20 protein-coding genes and 4 pseudogenes are annotated in these 17,566 nt (G+C 28.1%); 10 read left to right on the forward strand and 14 right to left on the reverse strand.

Features of this window, described 5'->3' with window-relative positions; translation table 11 throughout:
- The first annotated feature begins 30 nt into the window (after positions 1 to 30).
- Positions 31 to 306, forward strand: coding sequence for a hypothetical protein (locus tag BLS77_RS05265; protein ID WP_089966649.1), 276 nt, complete (start codon positions 31 to 33; stop codon positions 304 to 306).
- Positions 307 to 455: 149 nt separating this feature from the next.
- Here the strand turns inward: BLS77_RS05265 and BLS77_RS05270 are convergent, their stop codons facing one another.
- A complete protein-coding gene (locus tag BLS77_RS05270; RefSeq protein ID WP_089966651.1) occupies positions 456 to 1,301 on the reverse strand; it encodes an aldo/keto reductase in 846 nt (281 codons plus the stop codon).
- Positions 1,302 to 1,484: 183 nt separating this feature from the next.
- On the opposite strand from BLS77_RS05270, the pseudogene BLS77_RS05275 reads away from it, so the two are divergent.
- A pseudogene (locus BLS77_RS05275) lies at positions 1,485 to 1,961 on the forward strand (GNAT family N-acetyltransferase); the annotation flags it as partial.
- Between the two features lie 141 nt (positions 1,962 to 2,102).
- Here the strand turns inward: BLS77_RS05275 and BLS77_RS05280 are convergent.
- Positions 2,103 to 2,261, reverse strand: a complete 159-nt coding sequence (locus tag BLS77_RS05280; protein WP_089966653.1) for a DUF1540 domain-containing protein — start codon at positions 2,259 to 2,261, stop codon at positions 2,103 to 2,105.
- A gap of 406 nt (positions 2,262 to 2,667) precedes the next feature.
- On the opposite strand from BLS77_RS05280, the gene BLS77_RS05285 reads away from it, so the two are divergent.
- From BLS77_RS05285 to BLS77_RS05300, 5 genes are all read left to right on the forward strand, one after another.
- Entirely contained in the window at positions 2,668 to 3,096 is a 429-nt protein-coding gene (locus BLS77_RS05285; RefSeq protein WP_089966656.1) for a MarR family winged helix-turn-helix transcriptional regulator, read from the forward strand.
- Positions 3,097 to 3,122: 26 nt separating this feature from the next.
- Positions 3,123 to 4,604 (forward strand): MFS transporter, encoded by a 1,482-nt coding sequence (locus BLS77_RS05290; RefSeq protein WP_089966658.1) that lies wholly within the window; start codon positions 3,123 to 3,125, stop codon positions 4,602 to 4,604.
- 24 nt (positions 4,605 to 4,628) lie between these two features.
- Positions 4,629 to 4,763, forward strand: coding sequence for a hypothetical protein (locus BLS77_RS20510; protein WP_278336647.1), 135 nt, complete (start codon positions 4,629 to 4,631; stop codon positions 4,761 to 4,763).
- 400 nt (positions 4,764 to 5,163) lie between these two features.
- Positions 5,164 to 5,787 (forward strand): DUF3267 domain-containing protein, encoded by a 624-nt coding sequence (locus BLS77_RS05295; protein ID WP_089966660.1) that lies wholly within the window; start codon positions 5,164 to 5,166, stop codon positions 5,785 to 5,787.
- Between the two features lie 139 nt (positions 5,788 to 5,926).
- The gene (locus tag BLS77_RS05300; RefSeq protein WP_341423416.1) at positions 5,927 to 6,469 is read left to right on the forward strand and encodes a GNAT family N-acetyltransferase; all 543 of its coding nucleotides are present in this window, start codon (positions 5,927 to 5,929) and stop codon (positions 6,467 to 6,469) included.
- Between the two features lie 265 nt (positions 6,470 to 6,734).
- Here BLS77_RS05300 and BLS77_RS05305 read toward each other — a convergent pair whose 3' ends face one another.
- Entirely contained in the window at positions 6,735 to 7,802 is a 1,068-nt protein-coding gene (locus BLS77_RS05305; RefSeq protein WP_089966662.1) for a sugar ABC transporter substrate-binding protein, read from the reverse strand.
- Positions 7,803 to 7,965: 163 nt separating this feature from the next.
- Between BLS77_RS05305 and BLS77_RS05310 the strand changes: the two genes are divergently transcribed.
- From BLS77_RS05310 to BLS77_RS05320, 3 genes and pseudogenes are all read left to right on the forward strand, one after another.
- Entirely contained in the window at positions 7,966 to 8,670 is a 705-nt protein-coding gene (locus BLS77_RS05310) for a cytochrome c biogenesis CcdA family protein (protein WP_089966664.1), read from the forward strand.
- A gap of 140 nt (positions 8,671 to 8,810) precedes the next feature.
- Positions 8,811 to 9,395 (forward strand): TlpA family protein disulfide reductase, encoded by a 585-nt coding sequence (locus tag BLS77_RS05315; RefSeq protein ID WP_089966666.1) that lies wholly within the window; start codon positions 8,811 to 8,813, stop codon positions 9,393 to 9,395.
- A 304-nt stretch (positions 9,396 to 9,699) separates the two neighbouring features.
- Positions 9,700 to 11,088 (forward strand): annotated as a pseudogene (locus tag BLS77_RS05320) (urease accessory protein UreH domain-containing protein); the annotation flags it as partial.
- Between the two features lie 201 nt (positions 11,089 to 11,289).
- Here BLS77_RS05320 and BLS77_RS05325 read toward each other — a convergent pair.
- The 11 genes and pseudogenes from BLS77_RS05325 to BLS77_RS20515 all read right to left on the reverse strand — a co-directional run bounded on the left by BLS77_RS05325 (position 11,290) and on the right by BLS77_RS20515 (position 17,489).
- Positions 11,290 to 11,793, reverse strand: a complete 504-nt coding sequence (locus BLS77_RS05325; protein WP_089966669.1) for a hypothetical protein — start codon at positions 11,791 to 11,793, stop codon at positions 11,290 to 11,292.
- Between the two features lie 137 nt (positions 11,794 to 11,930).
- Positions 11,931 to 12,359 (reverse strand): annotated as a pseudogene (locus BLS77_RS05330) (HI0074 family nucleotidyltransferase substrate-binding subunit); the annotation flags it as partial.
- A gap of 19 nt (positions 12,360 to 12,378) precedes the next feature.
- A complete protein-coding gene (locus BLS77_RS05335; RefSeq protein ID WP_089966672.1) occupies positions 12,379 to 12,654 on the reverse strand; it encodes a hypothetical protein in 276 nt (91 codons plus the stop codon).
- 21 nt (positions 12,655 to 12,675) lie between these two features.
- Positions 12,676 to 12,975, reverse strand: coding sequence for a Dabb family protein (locus BLS77_RS05340; RefSeq protein ID WP_089966674.1), 300 nt, complete (start codon positions 12,973 to 12,975; stop codon positions 12,676 to 12,678).
- Positions 12,976 to 13,011: 36 nt separating this feature from the next.
- Complete coding sequence (locus tag BLS77_RS05345) at positions 13,012 to 13,488, reverse strand: GNAT family N-acetyltransferase (protein WP_089966676.1); 477 nt, start codon at positions 13,486 to 13,488, stop codon at positions 13,012 to 13,014.
- 207 nt (positions 13,489 to 13,695) lie between these two features.
- Positions 13,696 to 14,148 (reverse strand): Rpn family recombination-promoting nuclease/putative transposase, encoded by a 453-nt coding sequence (locus BLS77_RS05350; protein ID WP_089966678.1) that lies wholly within the window; start codon positions 14,146 to 14,148, stop codon positions 13,696 to 13,698.
- Between the two features lie 148 nt (positions 14,149 to 14,296).
- The gene (locus tag BLS77_RS05355; RefSeq protein ID WP_089966680.1) at positions 14,297 to 14,851 is read right to left on the reverse strand and encodes a GNAT family N-acetyltransferase; all 555 of its coding nucleotides are present in this window, start codon (positions 14,849 to 14,851) and stop codon (positions 14,297 to 14,299) included.
- Between the two features lie 61 nt (positions 14,852 to 14,912).
- A complete protein-coding gene (locus BLS77_RS05360; protein WP_089966682.1) occupies positions 14,913 to 15,662 on the reverse strand; it encodes a GNAT family N-acetyltransferase in 750 nt (249 codons plus the stop codon).
- 108 nt (positions 15,663 to 15,770) lie between these two features.
- Complete coding sequence (locus tag BLS77_RS05365; RefSeq protein WP_089966684.1) at positions 15,771 to 16,004, reverse strand: hypothetical protein; 234 nt, start codon at positions 16,002 to 16,004, stop codon at positions 15,771 to 15,773.
- Positions 16,005 to 16,032: 28 nt separating this feature from the next.
- Positions 16,033 to 17,016 (reverse strand): annotated as a pseudogene (locus BLS77_RS05370) (DUF4003 family protein).
- Positions 17,017 to 17,363: 347 nt separating this feature from the next.
- On the reverse strand, positions 17,364 to 17,489 hold the full coding sequence (locus BLS77_RS20515) for a hypothetical protein (RefSeq protein WP_278336648.1): 126 nt from the start codon (positions 17,487 to 17,489) through the stop codon (positions 17,364 to 17,366).
- Positions 17,490 to 17,566: the final 77 nt, after the last annotated feature.

Consider the following 17,566-nt stretch of genomic DNA (forward strand, 5'->3'; position numbering starts at 1 on the left):
TATTGTGACTTTAATGAAGGGATTGATATTATGAAATCAATAATTTATAAAAATCCAGTAATATCCGCAATACTACTTAATTTATTTACTCTGTTTTTATGCATATATATATATGTACATAGTTTTTTCGGTTTTATTTTAACAATTATGCCACTTACCGGTTTTTTAAATGGAAAAATAATAGTTAATGGAACTGATATGAACAATAAGAAAAAAATACTTATAATAGTTAGTTTGGTGGTGATGATTGGTATTATTTTGTTTTCTATTTATAATATGATAATCAACAAATTTATTAATAAATAGTTCGTATAAGACGAAAAACAAGCATTAATTACAATGCTTGTTTTTTATCTACTCTTTTCTAAAATTTTCTAAGTCTATAATTATAATCCACTCCTAAAAAAACAGCTATATATTTAAAAGTTCTGCACCAATGGCTATTATAATATGAGTTATTTATTGAATGTATCTGGACATGCATAAACTTCATTAGGATCTGATCCTACTCTTAAGCTTTTATCTAGTTGTTGAATTTTATTCATATCTTCTTTACTTAGTTCAAAATCAAATATTTCTGTATTTTCTTTTATTCTTGACGGAGTTGTTGATTTAGGAATAGTAACAACTCGCATTTGCAAATCCCATCTTAGTACAATTTGAGATATTGTTTTTCTGTATTTTTTTGAAAGCTCCTGTAAAAGTGGGACTTCAAAAATCTTACCCCTCATTAATGGTGACCATGCTTCTAATTGTATTTTATGTTTTTTACAGAAGTCTATTAACTCATTTTGAATAAGCAGAGGATGGAATTCTACTTGGTTTACCATTGGTACAATTTCTGCATCTTCTAGTAAGTCATTTAGATGGTTAACTGTAAAATTACTTACTCCAATAGATTTTATACGTTTTTCTTTATAAAGTTTTTCTAAAGCCTTCCAGGTTTCTTTATGTAAAGGATGTGGCCAATGAATTAAATATAAATCAAGATAATCTGTTCCAAGCTTTTTTATAGAAGTTTCAAAAGCTTCTAAAGTTTTCTCATAACCTTGATCTAAATTCCAAACCTTGCTTACTAGAAAAATTTTTTCTCTAGGTACTCCACTTTCTTTTATTGCAATGCCAACTGCTTCTTCATTATTATAAAAAGAAGCAGTATCTATATGACAATAACCAACTTTAAGTGCTTCTTTTACTGATTCAATAACTGTATCTTTGTTTTCAACCTTATATGTGCCAAATCCAAGCCAAGGCATTTTTACTCCGTTGTTTAAAATTGTATAACTTTTTATATTTTGCATTTAAATCAACCTTTCATATTTATTAAATAATTTTTTTGCCATATGTAATCAATATATTTTTTAAAAATTGATAACTTATATTGCTTACTATATTATAATAAATAAATGATAAAAAATCCTTACTATTTGATATTATTTTTAAAGCAAATACATTTCAAATGAAATAAAAAGAGAGATGATTGGAAAGATCTACATGAATATTTATCTGACGAGAAAGTAGTTAGATTTGAACCTTATGAGCCATTTTCAGCAGAAGGATGTAAAGAACAAGCTATTTACCTATCTAAAAATGAAGACTTTATAGCAGTATGTTTAAAAGAATCTGGAAAAGTTATTGGCAATCTTTATTTAGCAAAGCAAGACTATGAAAGTTATGAATTAGGATATGTATTAAATTCTACTTATTGGCATAATGGTTATGCCTTAGAAAGTGCTCAAATTCTTATTAATTATGCATTTAAAGAATTGAAAGCTAGACGAATTATTGCAATGTGTAATCCAGATAATGAATCATCATGGAGGTTGCTTGAAAGATTGAATATGCGACGTGAAGGACATATTTTGGAGAATATATACTTTAAAAATGACGTGGATAATCAGCCCCTTTGGCAAGATACATATGAATATGCACTTCTTGCATCAGAATGGAATATATCTTAATATAGATGTTAATTAACATAAGTAATCATAAAATAAATAATAGAGCCTTTGTTTTATGCTATAGAAATTGAGTATGAAATTGAATAATATGAAAATAAATTAAGACAGAAGTGGATTTTTCCACTTCTGTTAGGTTTTGGATTAGTTTATCTTAAAACTTCCACAGTCTGTACATTCAATAGTATCTGCCTTTTGAGAATGCTTTACTACTTGAATATTATCTAAAGTACAATAGTTATCATCTTTACAATGAAACTTACATTCTGCTACTGAACAACCTATGCTTGAATTATGATTCATATCTATTTCCCCTCCTTATATCGTAATCGTAACATTTTTATTTTGCCTCTATTAATGATAATTATGCACGAAATTTATTAAATTAAAATATCAAAAAAATAATAGCACCCCACTCTAATTGGGTGCTACTATTTTTTTATTTACATTTTAGTTAATTAGATCATATCTAATGTTGATTTTACTCCTAATATATTTTGATGGCACTTCATATAATCTAAAATACACGACAATATTATTACTATGGATTTATTTATTTAACTCATAATAATATAAAGTAATAACAGGATAATTAAAAATAGGTGAAGAAATATATAGTTGACAAGTCAACAACTCAACCTTATAATAAGGTTGACTTGTCAATCAAAATAAGAAATTTTTTAAGAGAATTTAGTATAAGGGGTGTTATATTTTGAACGAAATAATGTATTTAATTAAACTCAATAATAGAATTTTTAGAACCACCCAGATTTATTTGGATAAGGTGTTAAAGGAATATGAATTAAGTAGCGGTTCTTACCCCTATTTACTTACATTAAATGAAAATGAAGGCATAAGCCAAAATAAATTAAGTAAAGAATTAGGTTGTGATAAGGCAATGTCAGCTAGGACCATCACTAAACTTATAAAACTTGGATACTTAAATAGAGAAAAAGATGAAACTGATTCTAGAGCCTATAAATTATATTTAACAGAAAAAGCTAATATTGTAATTCCAAATATCCTCAAGGAAATTCATAAGTTGGTACATTTAATAACAAAGGATTTAAGTGAAAATGAGAAAGTTATTACCATAGATTCCTTGAATAAGATTTTAAATAATATGAAAAAAGTTTAAATTATAAGAATAAAAGGAGAATATAAATGAAAGTAGCAAATGATAGCAGTAATAAAAATAGATGGGTAATTTTAGTTATAGTTGTAATGGTAGTTTTTATGTCTACTCTAGATAGCAGCATTGTAAATGTAGCTTTGCCTGTGATGGTGAAATCTTTAAATGTAACATCAGCAGGTATTCAACTGGTAGTAACCAGTTATTTAATTATAATTTCAGCAACTATATTAGTTTTCGGGAGATTGGGGGATATAGTTGGTAAAACAAAGATATTCAAATTTGGAATAGCTTTATTTACACTAGGCTCTTTATTTTGTGGAATAACAAATTCACTGCTTGTCTTAGTTTTAGCTAGAGTAATACAGGCAATAGGAGCCGCGGCCACTATGGCCAACAGTCAAGGGATTATCACTGAAGTATTTCCAACCAATGAAAGAGGAAAAGCACTAGGAATCACAGGAACTTTTGTGGCCCTTGGAGCTTTGGTTGGCCCACCACTAGGAGGATTTATAGTACAAGTAGCTAGTTGGGAATATATTTTTTTAATAAATGTACCAATAGGTATAATAACTTTATTTTATAGTTTTAAGATACTTCCTAAAAGGCATGAAATCGCAAAGGGAAAATTGGATAGCCTGGGAGCGTTATTGTTTATGTTTACTATAGTTCCTCTATTTGCAGCACTAGGTCAAGGTCAAGAGGTTGGATTTACTCAGCCAATAATTTTGTTAGGTTTTTTAATTGCAATTGTTTCTTTTATTGTATTTATTATGGTGGAAAAGAAGCGTGAAGATCCTTTATTACAGCTACAAATTTTTGAAAACAGATTGTTTTCACTGAGTATATTTTGTGGATTTATATCCTTTGTAGCTATCTTTTGCTCAACTATTATTCAACCTTTTTATCTTCAGAATGTGATGATGTTTTCGCCTTCATCTACTGGTTTATTACTGATGATATACCCATTAGTTTTGTCTGTGGTGTCACCTTTTAGCGGACACTTATCAGATAAAATAGGTTCAGAAATTTTAACTTTTATTGGGCTTGTGGTTTTAAGTGTGGGCTTATTATTAATGTCAACTTTAAATGAACATTCTTCAATTATAAGCATGGTAATTTTTATAGGGACTATGTCACTTGGAAATGGGTTATTTCAATCACCTAATACTTCTTTGATAATGTCCACAGTACCAAAGGATAAACTAGGTATTGCAGGAAGTGTAAATGCACTTGTAAGAAATTTAGGAATGGTATGTGGAATAGCCTTATCCACAACTCTTTTGTATAGCAGGATGAGTTATAAAATTGGATATCATGTAACAGATTACGTAGTAGGAAGAAATGATGCATTTATTTACGGCATGAAAATTGTATATATAACTGCAGCAGCTATCTGCATGATTGGAGCAATTTTAACCTCTTTAAGATTATTTAGTAGTAAATATAAATTAGAAAACCAAAAAACACATGATCTAAATTCATCTCCAGTGTATTCAAAAGAGGTATCATAATATAGTTAACAATAGTAATTTGTTGTGAATTTACAATGTAAATTAGGGGTTATTATAATTAAGAAAGTTATTGAAATCTCAAAAATAATGTTTAGCAAATTCAAGCTAAAGCTTAAAAATTTAAAGAAGGAAATTGATTTTACTGTTGCAGAAAGGTAAAATTTTCATAGTATGATATTTAAAACTCCAACCAATGGAATTATAATTGGTTGGAGTTTTATTATTTGGGTTATAAATTACTAATAGGAGTTTCATTAAAATCTGTATTTTTTATGAAATACATGATAATATTGTTATATTATACAGATGATTTTTGCGTTAAATCTAGTCATCAAAAGAATGGTATTTGAAGATTGATATTTTAGTATATTGTAGATTATGCAAAAACATAAGCTGCTTTATCTCTACAGTTGGTTGTATCAGAATTTAATAAAGATGCTATTAAATTTTACTAATCATTGGGAATGTCAACGAGAGATAGAAAAATGGAACTAAACTTATAGTATTATTAGTTAGATATGATGAAGATTATTTATAATTGCAGAAGGAGAAGAAAATTATGTACACTATAAAATACATGGGAAAATATAAAGATGAATCACAGATTTTAAAGGGTGATTTACCAAAACAAGCGATACAATATAAAGAACCAGATAATGTTACTAGTGCTTTTTTGATAGGTGCGTTAATCTCTTCGCCAATAATTATTATTTTATTAATATTAATTCTTTGTAAGATAGAAATTTGGGATATAACATTTAAAAATATTAACGTTCTTAATTTAGTAATAACCACCATGGTCGCTAGCATTTTATCATTAGTTTTTGTTATTATTCATGAATTTTTACACGCTTTTTGTTACCCTAAAAATGTTATTAAAGAGATATGGTTTAAGCCCAATGAGTTAGCAGCATTTGTTTACTGTAATGCACCAGTTTCAAAAGGGAATTTTATATGGATTGTATCTTGTCCAAATGTGGTTTTAGGATTGATACCCTATATCTTGTGGATGCTTGGTGTTTTTGACTCTAATTCATTAGTTTCACAAACAATAATTATTTTTGCTATGCTGAATATTATATCTGGTGTAGGAGATTATTTAAATGCCTATTTAACCATTAAGCAGGTGCCTCAAAATGCATTAGTTCAAAATTATGGATTTCATACATATTGGTTTTTATAAAAATAATATAATTCATATTATTTTATAACGTAAATCAAATGTAATTTTATAAAATATATAGTAATATTTACATAGGATTTATGTAACCGTTACTAGATATTGTAACATAAATATTATTTATAAAAGGAGAAAAGTTTTTATGGGTTTATTGAATGAAATTGTTAGTGAAAGATTAATAATTCGTAGGTTTAGTGCAGATGATTGGAAAGATCTACATGAATATTTATCTGACGAGAAAGTAGTTAGATTTGAACCTTATGAGCCATTTTCAGAAGAAGGAAGTAAAGATCAAGCTATTTACAGGGCTGAAAATGAAGAGTTTATGGCAGTATGTTTAAAAGAATCTGGGAAAGTTATTGGCAATCTTTATTTAGCACAGCAAGACTATGAAAGTTACGAATTAGGCTATGTATTTAATTCTACTTATTGGCATAATGGTTATGCCTTAGAAAGTGCTCAAATTATTATTAATTATGCATTTAAAGAATTGAAAGCTAGACGAATTATTTCAATGTGCAATCCAGATAATGAATCATCATGGAGGTTGCTTAAAAGATTGAATATGAGACGTGAAGGACATCTTGTGAAGAATATATACTTTAAAAATGACGTGAATAATCAGCCCCTTTGGCAAGATACATATGAATATGCACTTCTTGCATCAGAATGGAATATATCTTAATATAGATTATGATTCATATCTATTTCCTCCTTGTATCGTAATCGTAACATTCTTATTTTGCTTCTATTAATGATAATTATGCACGAAATTTATTAAATTAAAATATCAAAAAATAATATCACCCAACCCTAATTGGATGATACTATTTTTTTATTTACATTCAATATATTTACTTCAAAATAAAAAAGAGCATTTCTGCTCTTGACGTTGAACAATAATAAAATCGTACCATACTCTCCATACGATTCTGCTACTTTAGTTACTATTACATTTTATAAACGTCTTCTTTCTTTACATATCCACTGTCTATAAGAACCTTATCTATATTATTTTTATCTGCAGCTATTGGTGTAATAAGAAGTGAAGGCACATCTATTTTACCGTTGTTTATAGTATAATTTATATCTACAACTTCCCCATTAGCTAATTTTATTGCAGCATCTATAGCAGACTTACATAATTGTCTAATATCTTTAATTACCGTCATTAACTGAGTTCCTTGAACTATTCTTTTAAAAGCGGCTAAGTCTCCATCTTGTCCTGCTACAGGAATCTTACCGGCTAAACCTTGTGCTTGCAATGCTTGAATTACAGCACCTGCTGTATTATCATTTGGCGCTAATATAGCATCAATTTTATTTTTATTAGCAATTAAAGAATCTTCCACTATCTTAAAAGCATTCTTTGGATCCCAATTATCTACTGCTTGTTCTGTAACTATCTTTATATCACCTTTATCAACTAATGGTTTTATATAGTCCATTGCACCTTCCTTGAACAACTTAGCATTATCATCCTCAGGATCTCCTGACATAATAATATAATTTCCCTTTGGAACTTGCTTAATAAGAAACTGTGCTTGAAGTTGTCCAACCCTTGTGCTATTAAAAGAAATATATAAATCTAAATCACTATTTTTTATAATTCTATCAAAGGCTAGTACCTTGATTCCTTCTTTATGAGCCTTTTCAACCATAGTTGCTGCAGTTAATGAATCTACAGGAGCTAAAATCAATACATCTATACCTTGTGCTATTAAATTTTCCACTTGTGAAGCTTGCTTGTCTGCATCATTATCAGCATTTTCTACCTTTACGGTAATTCCTTTAGTTTTAGCGTATTTTTCAATGCACGCCTTCGCCCTAACAAATATCTCTTCTCTTTGGCTAGGTAAAGATAGACCTATTACTAATTCCTTTCTCTTTGCAGTTTTATTTGTAAAACCACTATCAAAATTGTAGTCTTGCAATATTACTATTTTTTTTATATTAAAAATATCTTCTTCATCATAATGAACTGGTACTAAAAAAACATCTGGTATCGATAGGTACATATTTACCACCTACTTAATTATTAATCTCCTAATTAATATATTCAGCTTATTCCCCTATCGTTACATGCTTAATTATTCCATACAAAAATACTTCTTCATATAATCTTCACATATTAATGATAATATGTAATAATTAATGTTATTTATAGGAGGTGATTTTAACTTGAATGATATTTCTTTGATCTTAGCCTTTTCGGCTGGTGTACTTTCTTTTTTATCTCCTTGTGTACTACCACTAGTTCCAGCTTATATAAGCTATTTGACTGGTTCTGTTATAAATGAAACTAATGATACAAAATCCAAATTATCTACTTTTTATAAGGCTTTAGGATTTGCCCTAGGTTTTTCTATTATATTTATTCTTATGGGAGCCTCAGCTACTACATTAAGTAAAGTAATAATTAAAAACCAAAGTGTCTTTAGAAAAATAGGTGGCTCCTTAATGATAATTTTTGGGCTCCATACCCTAGGTATATTAAAAATTAAGTTTTTTTATTATGAAAAAAAATTTTTACCTTTTAACACCTTAAGCAAAAAATTTGGCCCAGTTCTTATGGGAATGTCTTTTGCTGCTGGATGGACTCCATGTGTTGGCCCTATATTATCTTCAATATTAATTTATTCTAGTAGTTTGGGCACTATTTATAAAGGTATATTATTATTAAGTATATATTCACTAGGTCTTGCAGTACCTTTTATACTTACAGCAATGGCAATAGATAGTTTTATGAAATATAAAAATAAGATATTAAAGTATACTCCAATTATTTCTATTATAAGTGGTTTATTACTTATAATAATGGGAATTATGGTCTTTACAAATACTGTTAATATAATAAGTAGATATATGAATTTTATCAATTTTTAATCACTGATTTTAGTCCCTAAATATATTTATACTATGTATATAATGCATAATAATCATTAAATTAGAAATATTAATAACATATTACTATAAGGAATCTTTGACTCATTATTTTCTTTCAGATTCCTATAAGGAGGCTATGTATGAAAAAATCTCTTTTTATTTTGGCAATTACCATATTATTTGGTGTAAGCCTTTATACGGTGATAAATTATAATAAAAATAAAACTATAAATCTAGGAAATTCAAACAATATCAGTCTACCAGTTGAAACCGATGGTAATAAAATTGACATGGAAAATTCGCAGACTACAACTAAAGAGAAAGCTATTGATTTTAAATTAAAAGATTTAAATGGGAAAGATGTTTCCTTAAATGATTTTAAGGGCAAAAATGTACTTCTAAATTTTTGGGCAACTTGGTGTCCTCCATGTAAAGCTGAAATGCCTGACATTGAAAAACTTTATCAAGAAAATAAAAATTCTGATTTAGTTATTTTAGCTGTTAATTTAGGAGAAGATAAACAAACTGTAAAGTCTTTTATTGAAAAAAATAAATATACTTTTGATATCCTATTAGACTCTGACCAGGATGTTGCTATAAAATATAATATTGTTTCAATACCAACATCTTTTTTCATTGATAAAGAAGGTAACATAGTTTCTAAAAAAATTGGTGCTATGACCCTTGAAGAAATGAAATCTTATATAAATTTATTAAATAATTAATACATTTTAATATAAGTAACTATAGACGCACTGTTTCCAAAGCACAGTGCGTTTATTTCTATTATTTTTCATAACATATTAACACTTTATCTATTTTCATCTTCATATAATCAACATATTTATTTTATATACTTTAATCATGTTCTTATTTCACTATGCCTAACATTGAATAAGACACTTTAATCTACAGATATATATTTATGTGGTAAAAGTTCTAAATTAACTTTTGCTACATTACTTACTAATTGAAATTAATTAAATTGGGACGTCTTATACCCCTATGAAAGTAATGAGGAGGAAATTTATGAGTATTAGAAGTGAAAAATTTAAAGTGTATGAAATGACCTGTACATCTTGTGAAAATTCAGTTGAAAAAGCTGTTATAAAACTGGAGGGTGTATTAAATGCCAAAGCTGATTATAGTGGTCAGTTTGCTATTGTAAAATACGATGATGAACTCTGTAATATTAATAAAATTAAAGCTAGTATAAAAAAAGCTGGATATAGCACTAAAAGTTCAAATGATTATAAATTTATGGGAATTCTTATAGTTGTAGCTGCAGTGATTCTGCTTGGCATGAAAACTAGTGGCTTTGATATGGAATCCAAACTTACTAATGCTTCTTATGCGGTTCTCTTTGTTGTAGGAGTTCTTACCTCTATACATTGTGTAGGGATGTGCGGTGGGATTATGCTTTCCCAAAGTTTATCTAAAGAAAGCACTAACAAGTTTGAAGCTATTAAACCATCCCTTTTATATAATTTAGGAAGAGTTGTATCTTATACTATCCTAGGTGGAATAATTGGTGCTCTTGGTTCTGTATTCTCACTTTCAATAACTGCAAAAGCTATCATGCAATTATTTGCTGGTGTATTTATGATAATGATGGGCTTTAATATGGCAGGGTTTAGTGCATTTAGAAAATTCACTATTAAATTGCCTCATTCTGCATGTAAAGTTAAAAACAAATCTGGTTCTCCTTTTATAGTTGGACTTTTAAATGGACTTATGCCATGTGGCCCCTTGCAAACTATGCAGCTTTTTGCTCTAGGTACAGGAAGTGCTACAAAAGGTGCCTTATCGATGTTCATGTTCTCGATAGGAACAGTCCCTCTTATGCTAACCTTTGGTGCATTATCTGGACTTTTAAGTAAGGGATATACTAAAAAAATACTAAAATTTAGTGGAGTTCTTATTATAGTTCTTGGTCTAATTATGGGAAACAGAGGATTAGCCTTAGCTGGTATAAATATTAATCCTTTGGCAGCACTTTCAAATAGTCCAAAAGATTTATTAACTGGCAACTCAAACGGAACCTCAAATGGTTCTTCTAATTCAAATGTTTCTAAGGCTATTATAAAAGATGGTGTTCAAGTTATAAATATGACAGCTTCTAATAATGGTTATACACCTAATGAATTTTACGTTCAAAAAGGAATTCCTGTTAAGTGGATAATTGATGGAAAACAGCTTACATCTTGTAATAATACCATTGTAGTGAAATCCTTAAACAAACAGTTAAAATTAAAAAGTGGTGAAAATATTATTGAATTTACTCCTGGAGACAAGGATATAAACTTTAGTTGTTGGATGGGAATGATACGAGGTGTGATAAAAGTTGTAGATAAACTTGATACAGTAGACACATCAAAATCTGATTCATCTATACCACCAGTAAGTCCAAATCCAAGTCTAGGTCCAAGTTGTCACTAGTAAGTACAACAAGTTGTTGTACTTACCGGTTTTCTGATAGTTCTGGGCTATAGATTCTAGCAACCCTAGTTTATACTAGTACAATCTATTTCGCCTTAAGCTACAAATTTTATATTTTACATGAAAAAGAGATGCCTCAACATAGAAATCAATTTCTACCTTGAGGCATCTCCATTTATTTTACTTATGCATATTATTCATATTATTAAAAATATCTCCACCATTTCCAAGCATACTTGATGCAAAAAAGCTTAGTGTAATATGTATAGCTAAAGCTAGAATTATCAGTGCAACGCATAGCTTTATTTTATTTTGTTTGTTCAATTTGTAGTTATTCTTTACTGTAAAACTTATTGATGAAACAATTATTCCTATTGGTATAAGATATGATACATAATTAGGATTTTCTTTAAAGTGAGAAATTCCACCACTTATCATTCCTATTCCTATAGCCAAGCTTAATGATACAATTATTAACTTGGTAACTTCTATAGCTGATAATTTGTTTTTATTGATCACAACCTCATTAAACATCGTTCCAGATATAAAAAGAATTAATCCAATTACCAATATTGTAGAATATCTCATTATATTAAAAGGCATTAATACTATGCCGCTTGAGACTAATCCCATCCCCAAAAAATATACCATGTACACTAAATAGTTAAAAATTAAATTACTCATATTTACTACCTCCATATTTTTTTGTTACAATACATAATACATTGTATCTAACTAATATGAAGATTATATGAAGATTGATTATTAATTTCATTTAATAATCACTTGTCATTTGGAAAATATTACACCCCTGGGGTGCCCTATAACAACCCTTCCAAATTTTTAACTAGTTCACCAATCGCTGCAACATAATCATTCATTATCCTTTTTGCAACTTCATCTGCTAAATTTTCATTATATATATGTGATGTAGAATTTCTATCTTCTAATAAATTAATCCATACTAAATCATCAGAGATTAAGTTATTTATATAAGCTTTTTTAAATATAGTTCTTGGAAATGAATTTTCTAAAGTCACAACTAAATACTTCATAAATTCATTAAGTGTTCTATGAGTAAGCTCATATGAAAAATCAAACTCTAATAATGTAGATGTTTTTGTTTCAATTTCTTCAACAAAATCCCCAGTTAATCCTTGTGAATATATGGCTAAATCGATATCGCTTTTCAAAGAATTATCTCCTCTTGATCTTGAAGCAAAAAGAAGAATTTTTTCTATATTCTTATATTTATTTGAATATCCCTTACTATATAATTACCTTAATAATCACCATTCCAATAATTAAAACTCCAATACTAATTACAAATATCCCTACTTTTTTGCTACCTTTAATAATACCTTTTGAATTTATCTGCTTTGACATATTAATTTGGCTTATTCCACCAAGTACTTGAATAATACCTAAAGATATCATCATAATATCCATGTATTTCTTATCAAAAAACGCTAACACCGCTAAAGATAAAGTAATAAGACTACATCCAATTACTACTATTGATAATTTTTTTTGATTGATCTTCATAATTTATTCTCCTCTATTTTACTATTCTACATAATCAATGCAAACTCTATCACACGTTACATTACGAGCAAACTTACCTATACGAAGATGTTCTGGGTGTGTTTGATAGTTTTCTAATTCTTTTGTGCCTTTAAATAAACTATTAAGAACTAAATCTTTATTGCTTCCAGCTATAGGATCAATTATTACCTCTAAACTAATAATCCCTTCAATTATGTCCTTCAATTTTTCTAGTTCATTTTTAATTTTTTGCAAATTAATTTTATTTTCTTCCTCTGTAAAGCCTTCATTCAAATTCCACATTACAATATGTCTTATCATTATAATTATCTCCTTCCTACTTCTTTTAGTTTCCTACTATAACTTTAATTCCATAATTCTACTTCTTGTATTCATGTTTTCACTTTTATAGAAATTTATTGCCTTTTTATTAAACTCCCATACCATTAACTCTAAACTATCTACACTAAATTCTAATGCACGTTTTTTTCCTTCATTAAATAATCTTTTTCCTATACCTTGTTTTCTATAATCTTTAAGAACACATAAATTATCAACAAAAGCTACTTTTCTTGATACTAGTGCTTTATTATCTATTCTATCTCTAATTGAAATAATACATAACCCTACAATAATTGAATCTATTTCAGCTACTATTGAAATTGTTTTATCATTACTTAAACTATTTGTAAAATCCTCTTTAGACATTACTACAGCTGTCTTTTTATAAATATCAGGTCTATTATCTATATGCAATTTATGAACTTCATCCATTAGCTTATTTATACCTAAAAAATCATCCATTTCAAAATCCCTAATTACTAACCTTGCCATAGCTATGCCCCCCCTTTTAGTATCCACCAGTTAAAGTCATATTATTTCTTAAATTAATTATATGCTTATTTGTATATATTTTCCACAAATTAGAATTATTTCTTCTATTCTATTATATAGTTTTAGCCCTTTTATCCTAAATTTATTGTTTAATACAATAATAAGGTAAACCCTATGAGCTACCTTATTTCTTTATAATATCGTTTTTTACTTTTCTAAATTTTTCTGCAACTCTTCTACTTCTTTAATAGTTAATCCTATTCCGCTTGCAACCATTTCTATACTAGCACCTATTTTCAAGAGGTTCTTTGCATTTTCTATTCGTTGTTCTTCTCTTCCTTCTTCTCTTCCTTCTTTTCTAGATTTATTAAGAGCACTTACTTTATCTTTTACTATCTTAGATCTCATATCATATATTTCTCTTTGTTCACTGTCATTGCTCATTTTTATCAGTTCATCTTTAGCACTTCTTATTTCATTAACATTCATTTCAATATTCCTAACTTTATCACTTTCAGGGTCCTTTAAAAATTCTGTCCATGCAACTAACATATCTTTTTCATAACTATCTTTCTTAAGTTTAGGTACTTCAATAAAATGTATTTCTATAATATCTGTTAGTTCTTCATTTGTAGCTATTTCTAATAACCCTTTGCTCACCCTCTCACCCTCTCACCCTCTCACCCCTAATTCACTTATTTTCAATATTATAATTATATAACACATATATTTTTTTATATACAAAAACAGCATAAAAATTAATTCATGCTGTTCCCTTCAATTGGAAAATATCATATCCCAACAACTCTTAATGTATCCATTCTTCCTTTAATATTCCATAACTTAAAGAGTCATAATATTTATTATCAACAATTCTTGCTTTTCTATAAACTGCTTCTTTTTTCATTCCTAATTTTTCAGCTAATTTCATCATTCTTTTGTTTCCAGACCATGTTGTTATTCCAATTCTTATAAGTTTTGGATTTTCTCTAAAAATTTCATTAATCCACATTTTTAAAGCTTCATACCCTAATCCTTTTCCCCAATAATTTTCATTAAAAATAATAATTCCTACTTCCATCCAAAGAGTTTCTTTTGATTTCCAATACCAATTTACTTGTCCAATTATCTCATTAGTATCTTTATTCGCTATTATTTTTTGATTTTTAAATACATTTTTCTCACCTTTTAGTAACAATACTTTTAACCCATCTATATATTTTTTCAATTCCGCTTCATTATCTTTCTCGTAATAAGGCCCATTAAGCTTATGAAATTCACGTGAAGGATGGGTTAAATATAAATAATCATCTAAATCATCAATCTCTAATTGTCTTAAAACTAATTTTAATAATTTACTCATTATGGTTCTCCCCTATTATTCATTCATTTGGAAAATATTACACCCCTGGGGTGATTAGTTCTTAATCTTTATTTTTCGAATAAAGTTCTGCCCATGCTGGGAAAAAACCTGCACTAATGGCAATATTTTGTGAATTTAAATGTGATTCTACTGTACCATAGAATGGTATTTTCCCTCTTTTTAAAACCTCATTTTTTAGAAGTGTAATCAAGTTTGTTCCTATACCCCTGCCTCTATATTCTGGCATAACATCAATACCTATTTGCCACATAGTTTCACTATCTGCACTTGCACCTGCCATACCAAGTATCTTATCATCATCAAAAGCAGCGACTGCAATCATATCTGGATGATTCTCATCAAAGGCAAATGCCTCTCCAAATCTATCATCATTCTCAAATTGTGAAATTTCTTTACCTTCATACCATTTCACTGTGGTTTTAGCTTCAATTTCTCTAGCTTTTGCATTTGGTAGATAATAATGATGCACATCAGCTATTTCATGTCCAAACTCTCCTAACTTTTTATCTATTTCTCGCAAATTTGGATATTCAAAAAGCCATGCAGCATTTTTATTTATAAGTTTTTCTTCACACCATGGCATAATTGAAGGTGATGCTGTGATAATTGATTTTCCCCCTAAACAAAGTATCTTCAAAAAGCATCCATCATTATCATAAATACGTCTACCCTCAACAAGCTTATTTTCAACCAAAGTATTTTTTCCCTCTTCAAACCTAGATAGATCACAACTATAATCTAGCCCTAATTGAGCCTTAGCAATTTGTAAAACCTCACTCTTTGTGTACATATCTTTCCCTCCATTATAAAGCACTTACTACTAGTGCTCTATTTACTAATATCCTTATTAAAAATTTAATTTTAAATTCTTATATATTTTCCCTATATTAAAAGCTCCCTAATCAAGACCTACAACATTAAATAAATTGGGGAATATCCATTCAATAAGAAAAAATATTGCCAAAACAAATATAACTGTTAACAATATCAAAATAACTCCTATTATTTTAGTAAATACTTTCTTACTTTTATTACTATCATAATCCGGATTTCTTTTTTTCATAAACTTGATCCAAACATCATTAACGCCCTCTAAAATCACTTCAAATACAAATTCTATAATCAGCTCCATATTTCTTCTCCCATTTTAAATGATATATCTAACTACTAGAACCTCCAGCCGCAGCTCCTGCTGCTGCAGCAGAAGCCGCTATTTGCATTGCAATAATTATATTTATAACAGCATTTTTCGTAGTTTCAGTAAATGTATTATTAATCTCACTTGTATTCTCTAGGTAAGTTGAACAAGTTATAGATGCTGATATCATACACCTAGTTGCATACCCTAAAGACATAGATCCAAATCCCTTATGCTTTTTCAATTCATCATCAGTTTCTTTTATAGCTAACGCTAGCTCTTTATAATCATCTGTTACCAATATCGCAATACCTAAAATAGGTAATGCATACCCCTTAAGTGGCATGTTAATATTCCTTAATTACTTATCAAATAAAATAACTTTATTACATTTTTCTTTTGGTGTACCCTCTCCAAAACATAATATATTTGATAAAGCCTGAAGATTATTACCTTTAAAGTATCCATTATTATTTAAAATTTTATAACATTTTTCTATTTCCTCAAAAGTTTTTTCTAAGTTATTTGAGTTTGTAGCTATCATTGCACTAGCCATAACATCATCACTGCTAGTTAAAAAATAATGGTTTGTTTTCATTCTATCATAAGCTTCCTTAGTTTTTATAATAGCTTAATCAATAGGCAACTTATTCTTATTTGTATATAAATAATGTGCCACTAAAACTAAATAGGTACTTTGAAAAAATTGTTTCTTCAACTTATTGTAAATGTCTAAAATTTCATCGAATGATTCATTTGGATTATCAAATAAAGATAAATTAACTGCCGTTGTTAATAAATTATAACTTCTAAAATTAGAAATTAATGAGGTTCTATCCTTAATAATATTTCTAGCATTATTAACATTTAAAACATTAATTTCAGAATTTTTCATAGTTAATGTTAATGCATTAGATTTCTTAAACATTCCCATAGCGAAAGTACCATCTACATTTTCAATTTTCTCTGAGTTAAGTATCATTAAATCTAGTTTTCGATTTAACATTTTATCAGCCCCTTAATATTCATAATTGTATTATATGTTATCCAAAAACTTATATCAATACATTTTATAACTTTTTTGTATTTTGTTTAACAATTATACATTTAATTTATATTATTATTTGCAACCAAAATTAATAATAAAACTTTAAGCTATAAATTTTTATTATTTATAAATATTATATGGTCACATAATTAATGAGTTAATCAGTATGTATTTATATTAAATATAAAAATCCATCCTAAGAAACTCATCATATCCTATATAAGTATCTTTACTATAAGTGTCAGTAATCTTAAACCCTGCTTTCTTATAACATTTAATTGCTCTTTTATTAAAAGATCTAACTTCTAAAGATATTTTTTGATTTCCATACCCCACTTTGGATAATTATATACTGAATACTCATCAGCATATTTCCAATTGCATATTTCTTTTGCATTATATTCATTTAGTCTACCCAATTTAAAGTTCATAACTTATCTTTATAGAGAGTGTGTATAATAAGTACCCAGCCCGCACTAAATGTCACTTCCTTTCTTTTTATACTATT

Origin of the sequence: Clostridium gasigenes (assembly GCF_900104115.1) — a bacterium.
Classification (GTDB): domain Bacteria; phylum Bacillota; class Clostridia; order Clostridiales; family Clostridiaceae; genus Clostridium; species Clostridium gasigenes.